This window comes from Reichenbachiella sp. (genome assembly GCF_965233835.1).
Taxonomy (GTDB): domain Bacteria; phylum Bacteroidota; class Bacteroidia; order Cytophagales; family Cyclobacteriaceae; genus Reichenbachiella.
This window is the reverse complement of the sequence record NZ_OZ247585.1, coordinates 1,449,539-1,469,034: the sequence shown is the minus strand read 5'-3', so window position 1 is coordinate 1,469,034 and position 19,496 is coordinate 1,449,539. Positions and strand designations below refer to the sequence as shown.

General features: G+C 41.9%; 16 protein-coding genes. 5 read left to right on the top strand and 11 right to left on the bottom strand.

What is annotated here, in order from left to right; translation table 11 throughout:
* Positions 1–16: 16 nt before the first annotated feature.
* A complete protein-coding gene (locus ACO6S2_RS06290) occupies positions 17–352 on the top strand; it encodes a PadR family transcriptional regulator (RefSeq protein ID WP_422361667.1) in 336 nt (111 codons plus the stop codon).
* On the opposite strand, the gene ACO6S2_RS06285 is transcribed toward ACO6S2_RS06290, so the two are convergent.
* Positions 349–798, bottom strand: coding sequence for a GNAT family N-acetyltransferase (locus ACO6S2_RS06285; RefSeq protein WP_422361666.1), 450 nt, complete (start codon positions 796–798; stop codon positions 349–351). The genes ACO6S2_RS06290 and ACO6S2_RS06285 overlap by 4 nt on opposite strands.
* A 12-nt stretch (positions 799–810) precedes the next feature.
* Positions 811–2,124, bottom strand: a complete 1,314-nt coding sequence (locus ACO6S2_RS06280) for a Na+/H+ antiporter NhaC family protein (RefSeq protein WP_422361665.1) — start codon at positions 2,122–2,124, stop codon at positions 811–813.
* 137 nt (positions 2,125–2,261) lie between these two features.
* On the opposite strand from ACO6S2_RS06280, the gene ACO6S2_RS06275 reads away from it, so the two are divergent.
* Positions 2,262–4,526: an ATP-dependent helicase gene (locus ACO6S2_RS06275; RefSeq protein ID WP_422361664.1), complete on the top strand. Its 2,265-nt coding sequence runs from the start codon at positions 2,262–2,264 to the stop codon at positions 4,524–4,526.
* Here the strand turns inward: ACO6S2_RS06275 and ACO6S2_RS06270 are convergent.
* Complete coding sequence (locus ACO6S2_RS06270) at positions 4,523–5,092, bottom strand: hypothetical protein (RefSeq protein ID WP_422361663.1); 570 nt, start codon at positions 5,090–5,092, stop codon at positions 4,523–4,525. The two genes, ACO6S2_RS06275 and ACO6S2_RS06270, sit on opposite strands and share 4 nt — an antisense overlap.
* 158 nt (positions 5,093–5,250) lie before the next feature.
* On the opposite strand from ACO6S2_RS06270, the gene ACO6S2_RS06265 reads away from it, so the two are divergent.
* The gene (locus ACO6S2_RS06265) at positions 5,251–5,919 is read left to right on the top strand and encodes a TetR family transcriptional regulator C-terminal domain-containing protein (protein ID WP_422361662.1); all 669 of its coding nucleotides are present in this window, start codon (positions 5,251–5,253) and stop codon (positions 5,917–5,919) included.
* Positions 5,916–7,223, top strand: a complete 1,308-nt coding sequence (locus ACO6S2_RS06260; protein WP_422361661.1) for an ABC1 kinase family protein — start codon at positions 5,916–5,918, stop codon at positions 7,221–7,223. Before ACO6S2_RS06265 ends, ACO6S2_RS06260 begins: the two co-directional genes overlap by 4 nt.
* A 51-nt stretch (positions 7,224–7,274) precedes the next feature.
* Here the strand turns inward: ACO6S2_RS06260 and ACO6S2_RS06255 are convergent, their stop codons facing one another.
* The 6 genes from ACO6S2_RS06255 to ACO6S2_RS06230 all read right to left on the bottom strand — a co-directional run bounded on the left by ACO6S2_RS06255 (position 7,275) and on the right by ACO6S2_RS06230 (position 17,024).
* Positions 7,275–8,735, bottom strand: coding sequence for an aminoacyl-histidine dipeptidase (locus ACO6S2_RS06255; RefSeq protein ID WP_422361660.1), 1,461 nt, complete (start codon positions 8,733–8,735; stop codon positions 7,275–7,277).
* A 145-nt stretch (positions 8,736–8,880) separates the two neighbouring features.
* Positions 8,881–11,469 carry a T9SS type A sorting domain-containing protein gene (locus ACO6S2_RS06250; RefSeq protein WP_422361659.1) on the bottom strand — a complete coding sequence of 863 codons (2,589 nt, stop codon included), beginning with the start codon at positions 11,467–11,469 and terminating at the stop codon, positions 8,881–8,883.
* Complete coding sequence (locus tag ACO6S2_RS06245) at positions 11,466–14,396, bottom strand: G8 domain-containing protein (protein WP_422361658.1); 2,931 nt, start codon at positions 14,394–14,396, stop codon at positions 11,466–11,468. The genes ACO6S2_RS06250 and ACO6S2_RS06245 overlap by 4 nt, the downstream gene beginning before the upstream one ends.
* Before the next feature lie 40 nt (positions 14,397–14,436).
* On the bottom strand, positions 14,437–14,793 hold the full coding sequence (locus tag ACO6S2_RS06240) for a T9SS type A sorting domain-containing protein (RefSeq protein ID WP_422361657.1): 357 nt from the start codon (positions 14,791–14,793) through the stop codon (positions 14,437–14,439).
* A gap of 176 nt (positions 14,794–14,969) precedes the next feature.
* Positions 14,970–16,757, bottom strand: a complete 1,788-nt coding sequence (locus ACO6S2_RS06235; RefSeq protein WP_422361656.1) for a tetratricopeptide repeat protein — start codon at positions 16,755–16,757, stop codon at positions 14,970–14,972.
* A gap of 102 nt (positions 16,758–16,859) precedes the next feature.
* Positions 16,860–17,024 carry a DUF5522 domain-containing protein gene (locus ACO6S2_RS06230; RefSeq protein WP_422361655.1) on the bottom strand — a complete coding sequence of 55 codons (165 nt, stop codon included), beginning with the start codon at positions 17,022–17,024 and terminating at the stop codon, positions 16,860–16,862.
* Between the two features lie 200 nt (positions 17,025–17,224).
* On the opposite strand from ACO6S2_RS06230, the gene rocD reads away from it, so the two are divergent.
* Positions 17,225–18,460 (top strand): ornithine--oxo-acid transaminase, encoded by a 1,236-nt coding sequence (rocD, locus tag ACO6S2_RS06225; protein ID WP_422361654.1) that lies wholly within the window; start codon positions 17,225–17,227, stop codon positions 18,458–18,460.
* A 53-nt stretch (positions 18,461–18,513) separates the two neighbouring features.
* Here rocD and ACO6S2_RS06220 read toward each other — a convergent pair whose 3' ends face one another.
* The gene (locus ACO6S2_RS06220; protein WP_422361653.1) at positions 18,514–18,930 is read right to left on the bottom strand and encodes a CBS domain-containing protein; all 417 of its coding nucleotides are present in this window, start codon (positions 18,928–18,930) and stop codon (positions 18,514–18,516) included.
* Positions 18,931–19,033: 103 nt separating this feature from the next.
* Positions 19,034–19,492 (bottom strand): carboxymuconolactone decarboxylase family protein, encoded by a 459-nt coding sequence (locus ACO6S2_RS06215; protein WP_422361652.1) that lies wholly within the window; start codon positions 19,490–19,492, stop codon positions 19,034–19,036.
* Positions 19,493–19,496 lie beyond the last annotated feature (4 nt).

The window sequence follows — 19,496 nt, the reverse complement described above, 5'->3', positions numbered from 1 at the left end:
ACTTTGATATAGAACTATGAAAGGAACAAATATTGGAGAATTTGAAGAGCTGGTACTACTTACTATTGCCTCCCAGATAGATCAAGCATATAGTGTTATGATCTGTGATGAAATTGAGCGCGTAACTGACCGAAAAGTAAAATTAGGTGTAGTACATGCCGTACTCAACCGGCTAGAAGAAAAAGAATTGATCACCTCCAGGCTAGGTGAAGCCACCAAGGTCCGGGGTGGTAGACGCAAACGCTTTTTCGAGGTATCTCAAGTAGGAAAAGCTGCCCTCCTCAAAGCCAAAGAGCAACGTGATCAGCTCTGGGGTAACATTCCAGATGTAGTATTTGATGGGATTAGCTAAGACTTAATCCACTCACACATGCCGTAGTGTTGGCTATCCATACCCAGCTTTTCATAGACTTTGAGGGCATTGGTATTCGTTTTGTCCACATACAACCGAATGCCGCAATAGTCATCAGTCCCATTCACCATTCCCTGAATATGCTCATAGAGCGCTCGATATACACCTTTCCCTCTAAAGGCTTTGCTCACGAAAACAGATTGAATCCATAAAATCATACCATTGCGCCAATCGCTCCATTCGAAAGTGGTCAACAGACTGCCAGCGATCTCTCCGTCTACCTCAGCCACAAAATACCAACCCTTAGATTCGTCTTCAAAAACTGCTTGTACTCCTGGCGTTATGATGTTTCTATCCAAATCCACATCCTCAGTCTCTCTCGCCATGTCGATTTGAAAATCGATGATATACTTGGCTTCATCTGCCGTTGCTCGTCTTACATTCATTTCTTTAAATTTTTATTCTGCCAGTTCGGAGATTTTCTTATCCCAGGGTTTGATAACTATGGCCAACACCACAAATATTAATAACATATACAGGTACCAGACACTTCCAGCAAGGTCAAAGAAATTTAACCTTCCATCGCTAAATTTCAACAAAATCAACACCTGTGCGCCGTAAGGAAGTAAACCTTGTACAATACAAGAAAACGTGTCTATCAATGCTGCCGCTTTCCTTTTATCCACTCCATAACTTTCACTAATTTCCTTTGAAATATCTCCTGTGATCAAAAGGGTCACCGTATTATTGGCTATTGCCAAATTGGTCATCCCAATCAGCGCACCTAATCCGAATTGTGCCGATTTCTTTCCCTTTACCCATTCTTTTACTTTGCGCAAGGTGTAGTTGATCCCTCCATCATGGGCAGTCAGTGCGGCCAAGCCCCCACTAAAAATGGCTAGTAGAAAAACCTCCGTCATACCTTCAAAGCCTTTATAAGTAGTCTTAGCAAACCCCATCATAGAAAAGCTATCAAATGAAATCCCCATCAAACCACTAACTATAATTCCAATGATCAACACATGAAATACGGGTACTCCCATCACTGCCAAAACAATAACCAGTACGTAAGGAATGATTTTCATCAATTCATAATCACCTGTATCAGTCAGTGCATCAATTCCAGATAGGTCTTTCGTAAAACCAAATACCAACAACAAGATCACAGTCACGATAGCGGCCGGTAAAGCGATATAGATGTTTGCTCTAAACTTGTCCTTCATTTTTACCCCAAGTGACTGAGTGGCTGCAATGGTCGTATCTGAGATAATAGATAGATTGTCACCAAACATGGCACCGCCCAGCAATGTCGCTGACATCAAGGCCAAGGAAGTCCCAGATCGATCAGCCAACCCAACTACGATTGGCCCTAGTGCTACGATCGAGCCAACAGAAGTACCGGTGGCAATGGACAAAAAACTGGCAATCAAAAATACGCCTACAGGCAAGTATTGAACAGAAATGAAGTCCAATCCAAAATTGACAACTGAATCCACAGCACCCATCTGTTTGGACACCGTAGCAAAAGCACCTGCCAGCAGATAAATGATTCCCATAGTCATCACTTTCGAGTCTCCGCAGCCCTCTACCAATTGCTTGGTTTTTTCCTCCAAACTATCGCTGAATAACGCAAACGCCACCATGATCCCCAGAATCACAGCAATGGGTGCCGGCAAGGCATAGAAATCGTCCAGTAAAATTCCTATTCCTAAGAAGGAGAAAATAAATACCATAAGAGGTATCAGCGACTTAAAACTTCCTTGTTTTTCCATGTAATCTCGGTTTTGATTCGGCAGTCGCTAAGCTATGGAGATTCGAATGAAAATGGAAATCAAGATTGAGTAGAATCTCACCTCCATTTCTATCGATTGATGTCTCAAAATAATTTTCCAGTTCGTAAATTGCAGCCATGTTGGAAAATGCGGATTTAGACTATTTGAACGGACTGAACCCTCCTCAGCGAGAGGCAGTAGAAAATGTAGATGGACCTTCTATGATTATAGCGGGTGCTGGTTCTGGAAAGACTCGAGTGCTGACCTATCGTATCGCCCATTTGATCAAAAAACATAAGGTTGATCCTTTCAACATACTGTCTTTGACCTTTACCAACAAGGCCGCCAAAGAAATGCGCGAGCGAATCGAGGGTGTAGCAGGTAATGATGCCAGAAACCTCTGGATGGGCACTTTTCACTCTGTGTTTTCGAGAATACTCAGAGCAGAAGCAGACCGTTTGGGATACCCAAGTCATTTTACGATCTATGATGCTGATGATTCTAAATCATTGATCAAACAGATCGTAAAATCGTTTGGCCTTGACGACAAGGTTTACAAGCCCAATGTGGTATTCAACCGAATATCCAGTGCTAAAAACAGGCTGGTTTCCTGGCAAGAGTACACAAACAATCCAGTCTATCTCGCCGATGACACAGAAAATGGCAAACCTGAAATGGGCAAAATTTATCGTGAGTATGCTACGCGATGCTTCAAAGCCGATGCCATGGATTTCGACGACTTGTTGTTCAATACGAACGTACTCTTCCGAGATCATATAGACGTGCTCAACAAATACCAGCAGCGCTTCCACTACGTGATGGTAGATGAGTTTCAGGATACTAACATTTCACAGTATGTAATCACGAAAAAATTGGCTGCGGTTCGGCGAAACATCTGTATCGTAGGTGACGACGCACAAAGTATTTATGCTTTCCGTGGAGCCGACATTCAGAACATTCTGAATTTTGAAAAGGACTATCCAGAGCTGAAAGTGATCAAACTGGAGCAAAATTATCGATCGTCCAAGACGATCGTAAATGCGGCCAATTCTGTCATTACCAAAAACAAAAACCAGCTTCGTAAGAGTGTTTGGACCGACAACAACGAAGGCGACCTGATCGAATTGATCAAAGCCACTACGGACAACGAAGAAGGTAAACTGGTAGCGTCCGCTATCTTCGAATCGAAAAACAACAACCAGTACAAAAACGCTGACTTCGCCATACTCTACCGTACCAACAGCCAGTCGCGTGCGATGGAGGAAGCTCTGCGCAGAAACAACATCAAATACCAGATCGTCGGTGGACTGTCTTTCTATCAAAGAAAGGAAATCAAAGATCTACTAGGATACATTCGCTATTCTGTAAATCAAAATGACGAACAGGCCCTTCGCCGAATCATCAACCTGCCCAAGCGAGGAATAGGTGGCACGTCGGTTGACAAGCTCTTCGTGGCGGCTAATGAACAAAATCTTGACCTGTGGTCTGTGTTAGAAAACGCTAAGAACGTCATCGGTGGTCGTACGGCCACAGCTATCGATCGGTTCGTGACAACTATCAAGAGTTTCAAACTGGCAGTAGAGAAAAAAGATGCCTTTGAAGCGGCTTCTCAGATTGCTAAAAACTCCGGATTGATGAAGGAGCTCTATGATGACAAAACCATCGAAGGGCGAAACAGATATGAAAACGTTCAGGAACTGTTGAACGGCATCAAAGAATTCGTTGATAATCCGGAGAACGAAGACAAATCCATGTCTGCCTTTTTACAGGAAATTGCACTACTCACAGATGCGGACAATAAGGATAAAGACGAGGACAAAGATGTGGTGACGATGATGACCATTCACATGGCCAAGGGTCTGGAGTTTAAAAATGTATTTATCGTTGGTATGGAAGAGGATCTCTTCCCTAGTCAAATGATGATCAGCTCGCGCCAAGATTTAGAAGAAGAAAGGCGACTTTTCTATGTGGCCATCACCCGAGCCGAAAGCAAATTGTATTTGAGTTATGCGCTGACCAGATACAGATTTGGTAGATTGAAAACCTGTGAACCTAGTCGATTCTTGGAGGAAATTGATAAAGACTTCCTGAAGTTCAATGCCAAGATGAGCAGCACACCTTCTCCAGGTGATCAGTACGCCAAAACTTTTATTAGCAATGTTCAGCGAACCGTACCAAAGCCTCCTCCAAACCAGTTGTTTCACAAACCTTCCGCTGACTTTAGGCCGAGCGATACCTCCCAACTAGCGGTTGGAAATAAAGTAGAGCATCCAAAATTCGGCTTTGGTCAAGTAACTGAGATAGATGAACAAGGCGCCAATAAAAAGGCGCATATCAGTTTTGAAAAAGCGGGTGATAAGACTTTGCTCTTGAGTTTTGCCAAGCTTAGGATTCTCGACTAGTTGAGCATGCCATTGTCTACTAGGGCAAAGAAGTAAATCCATAATAACAGCTGAGCGACCTGGAATATGTTATGATACTTCTGATTTTGAATGTTCAGCGAAATAAAAACCACATACCAGGTGAAATAAAGCATCAGTGGAATTTGCTCAACAAGACTAAAACCAGAAATCGTGACATTATGAAAAATACTGATCAAAATGGTGGAAGAGAAAATTCCATATAGCCATCTCCAGTTTTCACGAAAGTAACTATCTAAATCGGTTTCCTGACTACGTGACCCAGTAGGAAACATAAACCTAGCCAACAAAAACAATACAATTGGAAAGATCATCAATGCCATAACAATTGACTCTGTCCATTGATCAATCTGCTTTGAATACTGATAGGTGTACCACCATTCCTGGAAAAAGACCAAAAAAAGTACAACTATAAAAATGCTGTGCGCCACACTAAATTTAGTTTTTTTGAATTGGGCTAGCATATCCGCCACTCCGTTCAATAATTGAGCGACGCCCAAACCTAAAATCAATGATATTAATACAACTACGTACTCAAACGGCTCCATAAAGTGAATATTTGGTTCGATCTAAAATACTAAAAATCTGTAACGGACCTGTCATATAATTAGTTCCTAGTTCGAATGTTGATTTAAAAACGGAATATTTTGTCTAATTTTTAAACCATTTTTTTAGACAATCGTTTTCAGTATAAATCTTCGATATTATGGCTACTAAAGAAAAAAATAAAAGAAAGTCAACACCAAAGTTATCCTTTTCAAAGGGCGATCTGATCAGTGTATATATGCAAACTGTTTTGGAATCTGAGCATCCACCACAATCGATTTTCAAATTCTGTAAAGACATCAATATCACTGAAAATCAATTTTACGAGTACTTTGGCAGTTTTGAATCACTGCAGAAAGGTATCTGGGATGAATTTATCCAACAGGCATTAACTGTTATTTCAAAGTCGAAAGAGTACCCTTCATTTAACAAACGGGAAAAATTATTGACTTTTTATTACACCTTTTTCGAAATCCTCACCTTAAATCGAAGCTATATATTGGTTTCACTAAAGGGACCATTGGATATTCCTCAACTCACTACTTTGAGAAATACTTTTCAGGAGTATATCAGCGGATTGGCGGAATTAAAAACAGACGACAAAGAACAAATCAAACATTATTCTTCTAAGGCGGTGGAAGAACTGGCATGGGCACAGTTTCTGGTCATTCTGAGGTTTTGGATCAAGGACGATTCTGCTCGATTCGAAAAGACCGATGTAATGATTGAAAAAACAATCAATACGACGTTCGATGTAGTGGATACGACTCCAATAAAAAGCGTAGTGGATTATGCCAAATTTCTATTCAAAGAAACGGTGAACAAATGAAAACCATAGATAGCATCCCAGTAGGGAAAATAAGCAGGGCAGGAAAATTGATTTCCACTGGCATAAAAGTGGGGTCGAATCAATTGAAGTATTATGGAGAAAAGCTCACGGATCCGGAAAATGCAAGGAAGCATCTGGATGAAAACAATGCTGAAGACATTTACAATGGACTGAGCCAGCTCAAAGGAAGTTCTCTCAAAGTGGCTCAAATGTTGAGTATGGACAAAAATATTTTGCCAGAAGCTTATGTAGACAAATTCTCTCTTTCTCAATTTTCTGTACCACCCTTGTCTGGTCCCTTAGTACAGAAAACCTTTAAAAAATATTTTGGAAAAACAGCAGAGGATCTCTTTGATAAATTTCAGTCTAAATCCTCGCATGCAGCCAGTATTGGTCAAGTACACAAGGCGGAGAAAGATGGCAAACCTCTCGCGGTTAAAATCCAATATCCTGGAGTTGCTGAAAGCATATCTTCTGACCTGGCTATTGTAAAACCATTTGCCAAGCAATTACTAAATCTCAAAGGAAAGGATTTAGAAAAATATTTTAAAGAAGTAGAAGGAAAGCTTCTAGAAGAAACAGACTATGTGTTGGAAGTCAACCGCAGTCAGTCGATCACCGAAGCCTGCCGTGTGATCCCTAATATTAAATTTCCGAAGTATTACAAGGAGTATTCCAATGAACGGGTGATCACGATGGATTGGATGACCGGTGTTCACATGTCAGAATTTACTAAATCTAATCAGGATCAGCACGCTGCCGATCAGATTGGCCAAACACTCTGGGACTTTTATATGTTTCAGATTCATGGTTTGCGCGAAGTCCACGCTGATCCCCATCCTGGAAATTTTCTAGTAGATGAATCAAATCAACTGATTGCGATTGACTTTGGATGTATCAAAGAAATTCCTGAAGAGTTTTATGTACCCTATTTCGAATTATCCAATCAGGCGATCATGGAGGATTCTACCGTCTTTGAGCAAAAACTACATGAACTAGAAATATTAAGAGATGATGATAGTGAAGAGGAGAGATTATTCTTTAAGACATTTTTCAAGGAGCTTTTGAGTCTGTTCACACTTCCTTTCAATCTCAAAAAATTTGATTTCAATAATGATGAGTTTTTTAATGCAATTGCCGAAAAAGGTCAACAGCTATCTAAAAACCCAGAGTTTAAAAAAATGAACCAAAATAGAGGGTCTAAGCATTTCTTATATATGAATAGAACCTTCTTCGGTTTGTACAATTTACTTTATAGCCTAAAGGCTAAAGTAGAAATCAATCACTTTAAAAAGTATACCTGATTTAGTTCAAATAGCCCTCCGAACTCTATGTTTATGTTCGGAGGGTAGTTTTTATTTCAACGGAATATTCTTCAGCGTCTCTAACAAGAAAGGCCAATATTTCTGTACGGAACTGATTTGCACCCTTTCATCCGGCGAGTGTGCTCCACGGATATTCGGTCCAAAACTGATCATTTCCATGTCAGGATAATTAGTGCCAAGGATACCGCACTCCAATCCTGCATGACAGGCACTCACATCAGCTTTATGTCCAAACTCTTTCTCATACAATTCGTCCATCAGTTTCACTATGTCCGCCTCAGGCTTAGGCGTCCAACCAGGATAGTCGCCGTCCATGGTGGTCTCTGCGCCTAGCAATTCAAATATCGCCTGAATGTTCAAAGCCAAATCCACCTTCTCCGTATCTACCGAACTTCGGGTCAAGCACTGAATCGTATATTTTCCGTCTCCAACCAACACTCGAGCTACATTATTGGAGGTTTGTACAAGTCCTTCCATATCCGGACTCATTCTGTATATGCCATTAGGCAATGCATAAACAGCTCTCAATAATTTTTTCTGAAAATTCTTATCTAAGACACTCGCTGGAGCTTCCACTTCACTCAAGTCAATTTCCATTTCTGGATCAGTTGTATCATGCTCTTCGATCATCATTTCGGCCAAGCCGATGATTTCATTTTCCAGTTCTTCTCGTTCAGATTTTAATACCGAAATCGTGGTTACAGATTCTCTTGGAATCGCATTTCTTAATCCGCCACCATCGATGCTTGAGATTCTAATGTCAAATTCCGAATCCAAAGCATACAACAGTCGGTTCATCAGTTTATTGGCATTGCCTAAACCTTCATTAATCTGCATGCCCGAATGCCCGCCGGACAAACCTTTCATTTTTATCTCAAGCCCTACTCGATCGCAAGTGATTTCCTCCTCTGGGTAAGATCCTTCACCAGTCACATCCACTCCACCGGCACAGCCGATAGTCAACTCATGATCATCCTCTGTATCCAAATTCAGCATGATGGTCGCATCGAGGAGTCCTCCCTTCAGTCCCATAGCACCAGTCATTCCGGTTTCTTCGTCGATGGTAAATAACCCCTCAATAGCCGGGTGGGCTATGTCCTTGGAAGCCAACAAAGCCATAATCGATGCCGCACCTATGCCGTTATCAGCACCCAACGTGGTTCCCTTCGCCTTCACCCAGTCTCCATCTACAAACATTTCAATGCCTTGTGTGTCAAAGTCAAAATCTGTATCTGCATTTTTCTGATGCACCATGTCGATGTGGCTCTGAATACAAACCGTTTGATGGTTTTCCATACCGGGAGTGGCTGGTTTTTTGATGATGATATTGCCTACTTCATCTACATGTGTATCAAGATTTAGACTCTCTCCAAAATTCTTGACAAAGGCTATAACTCTTTCTTCTTTTTTGGATGGCCTGGGTACTGCATTTAGATCGGCAAAGCAGTTCCACATTTCTTTAGGCTCAAGGTTTCTAACGTCGTTACTCATGTAGCAGTCGATTAATGGTTTAATGAAATTCGATCGCTAAATTAGGCATTTGCGATAATATTTTTACTGAACGGTCGTCTATGTAAAAAACAAAAAGGAGCCATCTACATGACTCCTCTTGCACTTAGTCCGATCAACTATGCGGTTACCTTATTACAAGGATTTTAGTTGTTGTGATGTTTTCTTTCTCTATTACTTTTATCATATACATACCAGGCTTCCAACTGCTCACATCTATCCTGGCATTTTTCTCTAACCTACGGCCCAAAATTTTATTCCCGTTTACAGCATATATGCTCAGATAACCCGGTGAGTCATTATTAGTTATTACATGCACCCAATCATTTGTAGGGTTAGGAAATACGCTTACACCATCGGTTGTCATATCCAAAGACAATACTTGTGGATTATTGGACTCAACTACGTCGAACATACGCTGCACCGAACTGGCCGGATTATAGTTTTCATTGCCTGTCTGACTTGCTTCGATCGTAACCCGACCTGCTCCTGTAAGTGTCAATACACTTCCAGACAAAGTAGCTGGCCCATCAATGACAGAAAAGCTCACCGACAAACCAGAAGAGGCCGTGGCTTCCAAGTTAAAAGGAGCATCGCCTTCGCTTCGGTCAGGCAGAGCCTCAAAAGTGATCTCTTGTGATTGCTTGGCTGGGTCAAGGACGTTGAAGGTTACGGTTTTGCTAGCCTCTTTATATATCTCATTTCCAGCCTGGGATATTTCAATAACAACTATTCCGGAGACCCCTGTGAGCGTAACTTCACCAGTTTGATCTACTTCAGCAGGGCCTGAAGTGACCACATAACTCAACGACAACCCACTACTTGCCGTTGCACCCAAATTAAAAGGTTCATCACTTATAGATTTGTCTTCGAATGCCTGTATCTCGATCTCTTGAGCAATTTTGTCCGACAAACTTGGAGCGGCCCATACCACCATATTTCGAATAATCTGCCCATAGTTGCTAGCCGAGTTCACATTTTCTCTTCTTTCGCCTAGAGCGATATAACCAACCTTACCAACTGTACCATCTTCATTGCCATCAAAGTATTGAGTAAACCCAGCTTGTCTAGTCTGAGTCGACTCCCCTAAAGGAGGCGGAGCATTGTGAGAGAATAAAGGAGTTAAATGATTTATTCCTCTTCCTATCGGGATATCACCAGTATCCTGGAAATCCACATACAATTCGTCCATTACATTCAGGTATGCCAAATACGAATGTGAATTATTTGCCTCAACTTCGAGTGGATCATTATTCCAAGAGTCCATATCAGGATACAATGCTACGTCGTCAAACGCTACGCCATATGCAGAGATAAAATGCCCGTGATTGGTGGCATACATATCAAAAGTAGTGAGGTTGGCGGCCCAAGATGCCGGTGCCGACTCAGCTCCAAAAAGTTCAGTGACCAAGATGTCTTTGTTTTGTGCATTGTGGCTGTCATTGTACAAGGCATGATGCAAACCAACTACACCTCCACCATTGTCTGCAAAAGTCACGATGGACTGCAGCATTTCATCTGTGAGATAGTTCGACCAATGCTTAAAAAACACGATCACATCATATCCCTCAAAATATGTTAGAGCCTCAGCCTCGCTATCCACATCAAACGGCATCGTTTCCGACAAATCCAACTCGCTAGCATTGATAATCAGATCATCCGCTTCATCGTTTGCTTGAAGTACAGCCAAAAGGTGCGTATAGTCGGCAGGCAAGTTGGCTCCACCTCCATGATTACACGGCACATCATTTTCTTTATTTCCAGGTCCACAGTTTTCTGTATCAATCTCTCCACCATGCAGAATCAGCGCTTTCACACCGGTTCCCTTTCTGGTTTGGCTCGGATAGGATTCAATGACATTTAGAAATGTCCGAGCGGCATGTGCCACCGTTTGTGGAAACCAATCTCTGGTAGTGATGATTCGATAGTCTCCCGTTCCATCGTCGTTGAGCGAACTGTGAGGACTCGCAATAGTGACTCGATCATTGGGTCTATAGGTAACATCCAAATTTTCGAGTGTTTGACCAGTTGGTTCTCCCGGCCCTTCAGGAAAGCCTGCTGAAATTTGTCCTTTCAGCAGGCTATAACCCAAAACTTCATGCCCCGAACCGCTCGTGTTCGGTATTCTCCAAAATGCGGGGATGCTGGCCCCATGGCATTGTGCCATCACTGGCTTTCCATATAGCAAAGCTTCAATAGCCAAATCGTTTAAATGTGTAGCAGTGTTTTCTACAACTAACGCCGAAATTTCTCTTTCATCAGCCCCCTGAGAAGCATAGGTGCCATCCACCCTGTAGTCGAGTGAACCCGTCCCTCCCACTACGACTATTCCTGCATAGCCGCTCATGGATTCTACATCTAAGAGGCTACCAGTAGTGTTGGCAGAAGCTGGAACAGCGTTGAATGACTCATCCCAGGCCTGCCCGAACATCCCATTGAATTGGGATTGAAAATCCGAGTAATTGCTCGTTTCGTGTGCATTAGCGGCAGTAGGAATATCCTCATAGTGTTCCGTCATGTAGATGGAAAAATCCATGGTTGTAGCACTCCGAACATCCACCTCATGACCGGAGGCTTCAAGTGCAGCTTTCATCACGATATATTCGGAGTAATACGTCTGCTCATGAGAGACAAACATCAATATTTTATCAGCCCAGACTTTGGGTGAAGTAAGAATAAGTGCAGTTAAGAAAAATTTAGTTAAGTAATTTTTCATGAGTCTTCAGGTCTAATTAATAATTGCATAGTTTCATTGGTGGTGCGTTCCCAGCCAGTGTCATATTCGTTTTCTTCCCATTTCCCTCCTTGAATCTTTATCCATACCCTATGGTTAGATTTGTCTTGCCACCAGGTTTCACCAGTTGAGCCCGCTACTTCGGTCAGAGAATTTAACTCTGTATAATACGTGTAATTGTTCGAGTTCCTTTCTTGCTGCCAACGCACTTCAGGATCAATGCTACCTTCAAACTGGATACCTATTAGCTGAGTATCAGTCGCCTCTTTCATTTGCTCTACTTCCATAAGGAAATCTGTAGGGTTGGATTCTCCCGGAAAGGTGAGCAAGTACAAGGCATCGGGCGTGGTGGCAAAATCCCTCATATGTTGCAGCGTCCAACTGCGCTCTGCAGCATCTACATCCCAGGTAGCCACCACAGCATTCAGTTCCAAATCATCAAGCGCATATCTATCTACATGTATAGCCATGAGATCCATGTCAGGAGATGCTAACGGGGGAGTAAATCCTAGGCCGTGAAGTACAAATGCAGCAAATCCGTAAAACGGTCCTTCTACGCTAACCCCACCTGCAATTTCAGTACCCAATTCCACCAGATGCTTTTCCTTTCCATTGGTTAGAAAATCATCATCATATACAAAATAATTGCCCGCCGGGCCCCAAAAACCATAGGGATCATACAAGGCACTAGCCAAGGTGAAATAACTATCTGTAGACATCAATTTAACCCCTGAATGAGAATTGATAAACGTATTATTAGTGTTCCTAAGCATGCCCTTGTCCACTGCCCGTATGTAATAATCATCGGACGCAAATACACCTGCCCGGTCATGTGCTGTAACTTCGAAATTGACCAAAATATTGTTTTTCATGCTGAAGGCACTGTGGTAGGTCGCAAATGCCGTAGGTGCTGAGGAAGCATTAAACTGAAAATCTGCTATGTCGGGACGACCTGTTCCATTCATCAAAAAGTTGAGACTGGTACCCACAATCAACCCTCGTTCGATGACTCCGTCTGCCCCTGACCCTGCAAAGAACCTTCCGCAGTTGTCGGCAGAGACAAATTCGATCATATCCGTCCATACTCCGCGATCCCAAGAACCGTTATCCATATTTTTCCAAGTATGAAATCTTGCCAAGGTAAACCTGCTCAAAGTTTCGGTATGACCAACATCGGCTCGACCATCCGTGCTTGACCAATATTGAAGTGGGAAGGTGTTACCGTCTTCATCAACCTGTGGGTCGTCCAGGTGCAAACCATCATTTTTATTAGAGTGTGCGGTATTCCCGTCGAAGGTGCCAAAAAGTATTCGATTGGGTCGAATCAGTTGACCATCGCTGGCCAGTACCTCTGCGCTAGAACCAAAAGGCTTGTCAGGAAAGGCTAACCAATAGCCGAAAGTTTGACAATCAGCTGCTACATTGTTTGTCACAATATTGTCGGGATTGGCTATCCAAAAACCAGACGATCCAAAACTACCTACTTCGTGCTCCAGGATTTGCGACCCATAATCCGGATTTCTAACATGGAGCACCAAATTTCCATCAATCGTATTTCTTCTCTCCACGGCGTCCTCAGTAAAAACACCATGACCTTTTGTATCATAAATTACATTTTCTTTCACCTCTACACCATTGGTACCATGTATAACCACGCCTCGATTGGAGGAGGAATTGATCACACTTCTGTTGAAATACTGACCAGTGGCATCACTCAAGGTAGCTGTACCTTCGTAGCTCAGCATATGCCAGTGAAACGGATATCTTCTGATTCGACCCTTCTGACCGGCTCTTCTAAATTCAACACCTTCTACAAATGCTTTGCCTGAAGGCATGATCATGGTGTGCACACCAAATCCTTCATTTTTCCACAGGTTATCGTCGGGTGCCTGGATGACAATATTTCTTGTCAGATGACCTACTTCAGCTCGTTCATCCAAAACTAGGGGTGTAGCTGTTAGTTCCGTATCTGCCACAGGTGGAGTGACTAACCCCGAAGACGAAAGGCTCATTCCATCTGCTACTGGATATTGCAGCAGACCCCAACGATGTGCATTCAGTGGATCAGAAATACCCAACTGATCTCCACTTACCGAGGCCAAACTCACTCTTTGAGTGACTGAAGCTCCATAACCTGCTTCATAATAATCTGTAGGTGCTATTACAACCTGATCTCCTACTTGCCAATCTACCGATTCGATCAAGGACAAGGACGTCTCGCCCTCATCGGCATGTGCATTTATCTTGGTCCAGATCACCTCGGGCGTGGCTCCATGAAGATCCATAGTTCCACCCATGACCATGATTCCTCGTGTCCCCATCCCCATTTGACTGGCCTCTGTATCTGTATCATTAAGCGTAATGGTAGCTTTTTGTTCAAATGGCTGGTTCGGCGAACCTACCTTGAGTAGTCCTTCAACCACAATCCACTTGCTGGTTAATTCAAGATCCTGTGTATCAAATTGAAGTGCCCCTTTAATAGTAAGTCCGCCTAGATTGGGTGTATTTTCGTCTAGCAACACGTAGTGACCTGCAGGAATTACCACCTCTTCTCCTGCTTGTGGTTTTGACCCACCCCAGGTCGCAACTTCTGACCATAGCATGACATCATCAATGCCAAGAACCTGAACAACCTCACCAAAATGAAAGCTATCACAACCTGCTTCTGAAATTTTTGCTCGGAAATACATGGGTAATACACTTGGAGTCGACTGATAGCTACCATTTGTAGCTCCAGAAATATCAGTCCAGATACTTAAGTCTGAGGATTGCTGCCATTGTATTTCTCCACGGTAGCTGTCTGCCTGAAGAACGACTTGATCCCCTGGCTCGATGAGAATAGCTTGCTGCGCATCAGTAGTGTGGATTAAAATAAAAATACTTGCCGCGGCTATTAAGATATGCTTCATGATACGAATACCTAAAGAGAGTTGCTGGTTGTTGATCTTGCTATTGAATTCGAACTTTTACGGCGTCAATGGTTTTTCCATTTTGCAGGTGAAGGATATAAATACCTCTTGGCAAGCCATGTATATCTATTTCTGTACGGTTTTTCTGGACTTGGCTAAACCTTACCGTTCGCCCCTGAATATCGGTGAGCCGAAAGTGAGCCTCCTCCATTTTCGTTTGAATGGTGAGAGCGGTTGATGCTGGATTGGGAAAGACTTCAAAATAGGGCGAGTGGTCTATGCCTGCGACCACAGGGCAACCTACTCCCTGTCCTATAGAAACAGTCACCTCATGAACTGTTTGGCCAAAACAGAACTCGGCGCTGAATAAACACAAAATAGTAATATACCTTTTCATATTTGTATTTTTTAACGAATCAAATATGAGGCGAAAGGCAGCTCAATTGCTAATTTTGAGGGTCTACAAAGGGTCTACAAAAGAAACTGCTTCGATTAATGGGTTCTAAACTTCTACGAATGATGTCATCAGGTTGACTGATAAATCATCTCTACGAAAAGAAATCATTGCCTAAATTAGTTTTTTGCAATATTAGAATTAGGTATTTCCAACTCTGAGATATACGAATTCAAATCCTGCTCCTCTTCGAGCTGCAATTTTTTCTTCAATCTATATCTGGCCATTTTCACACTTTTGGGTTCAATGTTTAACAGCGTGGCAATTTCTCCATTGGCCAAATTCATTCTCAGCAAGGCACAAAGTCTAATTTCACTTTGAGTCAAATCTTGATGATGTGATTTTAATATATCAAAAAACTGGGCATGAACATCACTGAAATAATTATTGAAATTGTCCCAATCTTTTTCCTGAGCCTTATTGAGCGAAATAATATTCTTAATTTTTTGTTTGCCTACACCGTCAAGATCCGTGAGTTGTTGTTCAATTTCCTCTATTCCATTTTTATGATGAATCATGTGTAAAGTATGTGCTGAGAGTTGGGCTTGTCTTTTTTCAAGTTCTACTTGAAGAACAGCTTTTTCCTCTTCCAACTTCACCTGTTTGAGGTGAGCTCTGGATTTGAAATTTAAAAAGGCTAGTAAGGCTATCAATGCCAAAGACACGCCGCCGACAACAAGTGATATCAGCTTGTATTGATTCACTTGATTTTCCGCATTCAATGCATCGATTTCGTGCTGTTTTTTTAGTGTTTCTAGTTTGATCCGCTGATCAGTAATGGCGTCATCTCTACGCTCTCTGGTCACCGAATCGGCATGTGCTATGGACAAGCTTGCATATTTATAAGCCTCCTCAAATTTTTTCTGATCTGCCAAAACAGTACTTAGATATTCTGCAGATTCGGCTATATACTGTCTATTGTTCACTTTCACTGCTTCCTGCTCTCCTTTGCGCAAGTAGTATTCGGCGCTGTCGTATAACTCCAGTCCGTAGTAATTTTTCCCAAGTTCTACCAATGTAGAAGGGACGGATCTTGCTGGCATGGCACTCGATTGCAAAACTGTTTCCAAATAACTAATGGCCATCCTATACTTTTTTGTCTGGTAGTATATGTTGCTAAGATTGATCGCTGCTGAAATTTGACCTCGTTCCGCTCCTTCCTTCTGGGCCATTTCAAAGGCCTTACTATAATAATACAAGGCACTGTCTGTCATTAATTGAAGATTATATGCGCCACCTATACCTATGTAGGGACTATAATCGCTGATGCCGTCTGCTAGCGCAATAGACTTGCGATAATAAGTGATGGCTTTGTCATAGCTGCCTTGGCGCATGTATACATTAGCAATATTGTGAAGGTCCACATCTGTATTTTTTTCAAACCCATTTTTAAGCTTATATTCATAACTGGCAATGAACCAATCCAAAGCCGCTGAAAAGTTGCCCTGTATACCCTGATTCACACCTAGACTAGTCATCATCCGACAAACAAAAATTGCCGAATCATATTGTTCAAATATTTCTTTCCCCAAATGATAATTCTGATCTGAAAGCTCATAATCTGCCTTCCTCTGATGGAGCTTACCCAGATACCAATAAGCCATTCCTTTTTGAAAAGTAGCATCACCCATCTGAGCGATCATATCGGTCAGCAAGGTATATGCTGTATCTAATTTATTTTGATTTACAAATGAAATGCCCACATAGGTAAGTGCTTTCAACTTATCATTGTCACTACCTCCCGATTTAGCTAGTTCAAAAGCTTGAAGGGCAAAAATTTGAGCACTGTCCTTATCGGCTCGCTTGACATGAGCCTTAGACAATGCGCGATCAAAATCGGCAGATTGTGCAAATACTATAAAATGAGAACATATTATTAGTAAAACAGAAAGAACATTCTTAGTCATAACTACAGGAGGAAAGTAATATGTGGATTTACTTTTTTAAGAATGCGCGATTCGAAGATAGTAAATTATTTACAGCTGTATATAACTTAACCAGACTGGCAATCACTTCTTCTTAAACCCATACGGGCAATGTTTACATCCATTTTTACAACAATATCCTCTTTTAAGATGATAGGCAGCAGTAAAGACCATCAGGCCTTGCTCGTTGAAGTAATAATCTGGCGAATCGTTCGATTCTGACTGCTGACCATTGTTTTTATCGCTCAAAGCAAAAGGGTTTCTGTTGTGTTATTCGAAATGCTTTTCGTAATTTTGAGCGAAATTAATTAAAATTCAATTGGAACTCCACGGCTAATACTAGCACTAAGGCTGCCAGATGCAGTTCGCATGTAAAAGTCTCATGGATTCCATGTAATGAGTTCTGAATAAAGAACTCATTTTTGTTTGACAACCCAAAATATACGATCATGGTGAGAGAATTAACTAGCGAACAGGCGATAGCCTTAGAAGATAAATACGGCGCACACAACTACCACCCACTTCCAGTGGTTTTGTCTCGTGGAGAAGGTGTACATGTATGGGATTTGGAAGGGAAAAAATACTATGATTTTCTTTCGGCCTATTCAGCTGTAAATCAGGGGCACTGCCATCCAAAAATTGTTGGTGCACTAACTGAGCAAGCCAAAACATTGACGCTAACCTCAAGAGCATTTTATAACGATGCATTAGGAGAGTATGAGAAATTCATGTCTGACTTTTTCGGATTCGACAAAATCTTGCCAATGAACACAGGTGCTGAGGCAGTTGAAACAGCAATTAAACTATGTAGAAAGTGGGCTTATGAAGTAAAAGGTACGCCAGAAAACGAAGCTAAGATCATCGTGGCCGAGGACAACTTTCATGGCCGTACCACTACTATTATTTCATTCTCGAATGATCCCGATGCACAGAAGAACTTTGGACCTTATACGGGAGGATTTGTGAAAATTCCTCACAACGATATTGATGCACTTAAAGAAGCGCTAAAAGATCCAAACGTGGCTGGTTTCTTGGTAGAACCCATTCAAGGTGAAGCTGGCGTATTTGTACCAGACGAAGGATACTTAACTGCCGCCAAAGAAGCGTGTACGGCTGCCAACGCATTGTTCATCGCCGATGAAGTGCAAACCGGTATTGCCCGAACGGGTAAGATTTTGGCCTGTGATCACGAAAATCTGAAGCCAGACATGGTGATCATGGGTAAGGCACTTTCTGGAGGAGTTTACCCAGTATCTGCAGTAATGGCTGATAATCGTATCATGGATGTGATCAAGCCCGGACAACATGGGTCAACATTCGGAGGAAACCCTATCGCGGCGAAAGTGGCCATGGCAGCACTTGAAGTTGTAAAAGATGAAAAACTGGCAGAGAACTCTCAGAAGCTAGGCGAATTGTTCAGAGAACGAATGAACAAGTTTATTGAGACTACTGACTTGGTAAAGTTGGTGAGAGGTAAAGGCCTTCTGAATGCGATTATCATCAATGACACCCCTGATAGTTCAACCGCATGGGATATTTGCGTGGCGTTAAAAGAAAATGGTTTATTGGCTAAACCTACTCATGGCAATATCATCCGTTTCGCTCCTCCTTTGGTGATGACAGAAGAGCAATTGCATGACTGTTGTGATATCATTGAAAAAACAATTAGAGAGTTTAAGAAGTAAAACTTTTAATTTGGATTAATAATGGCTGCGTAATTCTATTGCGCAGCCATTATTTATTGATTCAAGAAATATTTGATAATATCCGTTGTCGTCACAATTCCAACCGTTATACCATCAGCCAGGACAGGTAAGGCGTGAAATTCATGTTCCGTGAAAATTTGAGCTGCCTCTCGAATGGTTTGATCATGCCCAATGATCACCGGGTCATGTTTCATCACCTGATTGATAGATAACATATCAAAAATCGCCTGATCTGCCTCTCCTTGTTCTTCACCGAAAGTGTTACCAAAACTGATCCTTAAGATGTCCGTCTGGCTTATAATGCCAACCAGCTGATTATTGGCTAAAACCGGTAAATGACGAAAATGATTCTTCGCAAATATTTCATTCACCTCATGCAAAGTGCTATTGACATCAATGGTAGAAACATCCTTGGTCATTATGGTTGAAATGGGCTCTCGCTTTTTCATGTTCATGATTATTTGATTTCTACATGAAGTTAGAGAACACCCAACCCGTATAGAAGGACCGAAATCAGCTTATCAAATGATTAAAATCAATAAAGAAAACAGGTCAGGCAAATTGTCCAACCACATATTCGCCTGCTTTGGTTTTAAAGGCTTTCATGAAGCGATTCCAACCATTGATTCTAACAATAGCAAGCGTAAGGGCTGCAATTTGGGTAGTGCTATAAAATTGATGTAATTCGTTATACAGCTGATTGTCAATTTCATTTTCCGACAACAAGGTGACTGCCTCCGTGTATCTCAACACCGCCTCCTCTTCCTTACTAAATAGTTCGGTGTCTCTCCAAGCAGACAGCATACTCAATCGGACGGTAGATTCTCCTGCCTCAACTGCTTCTTTGAAATGCATATCCAAACAAAAGGCGCATCCATTGATCTGTGAAACTCTATAATCGATGAGCAACTTTAACTGCTTGTCTAGGCCAGACTCATCTAAATACCCGCCCATGGCATAAAGACCGTTGTACAAACCTTCAGGGGTGTTTTCAAAACTAATTCGTTCCATTTTT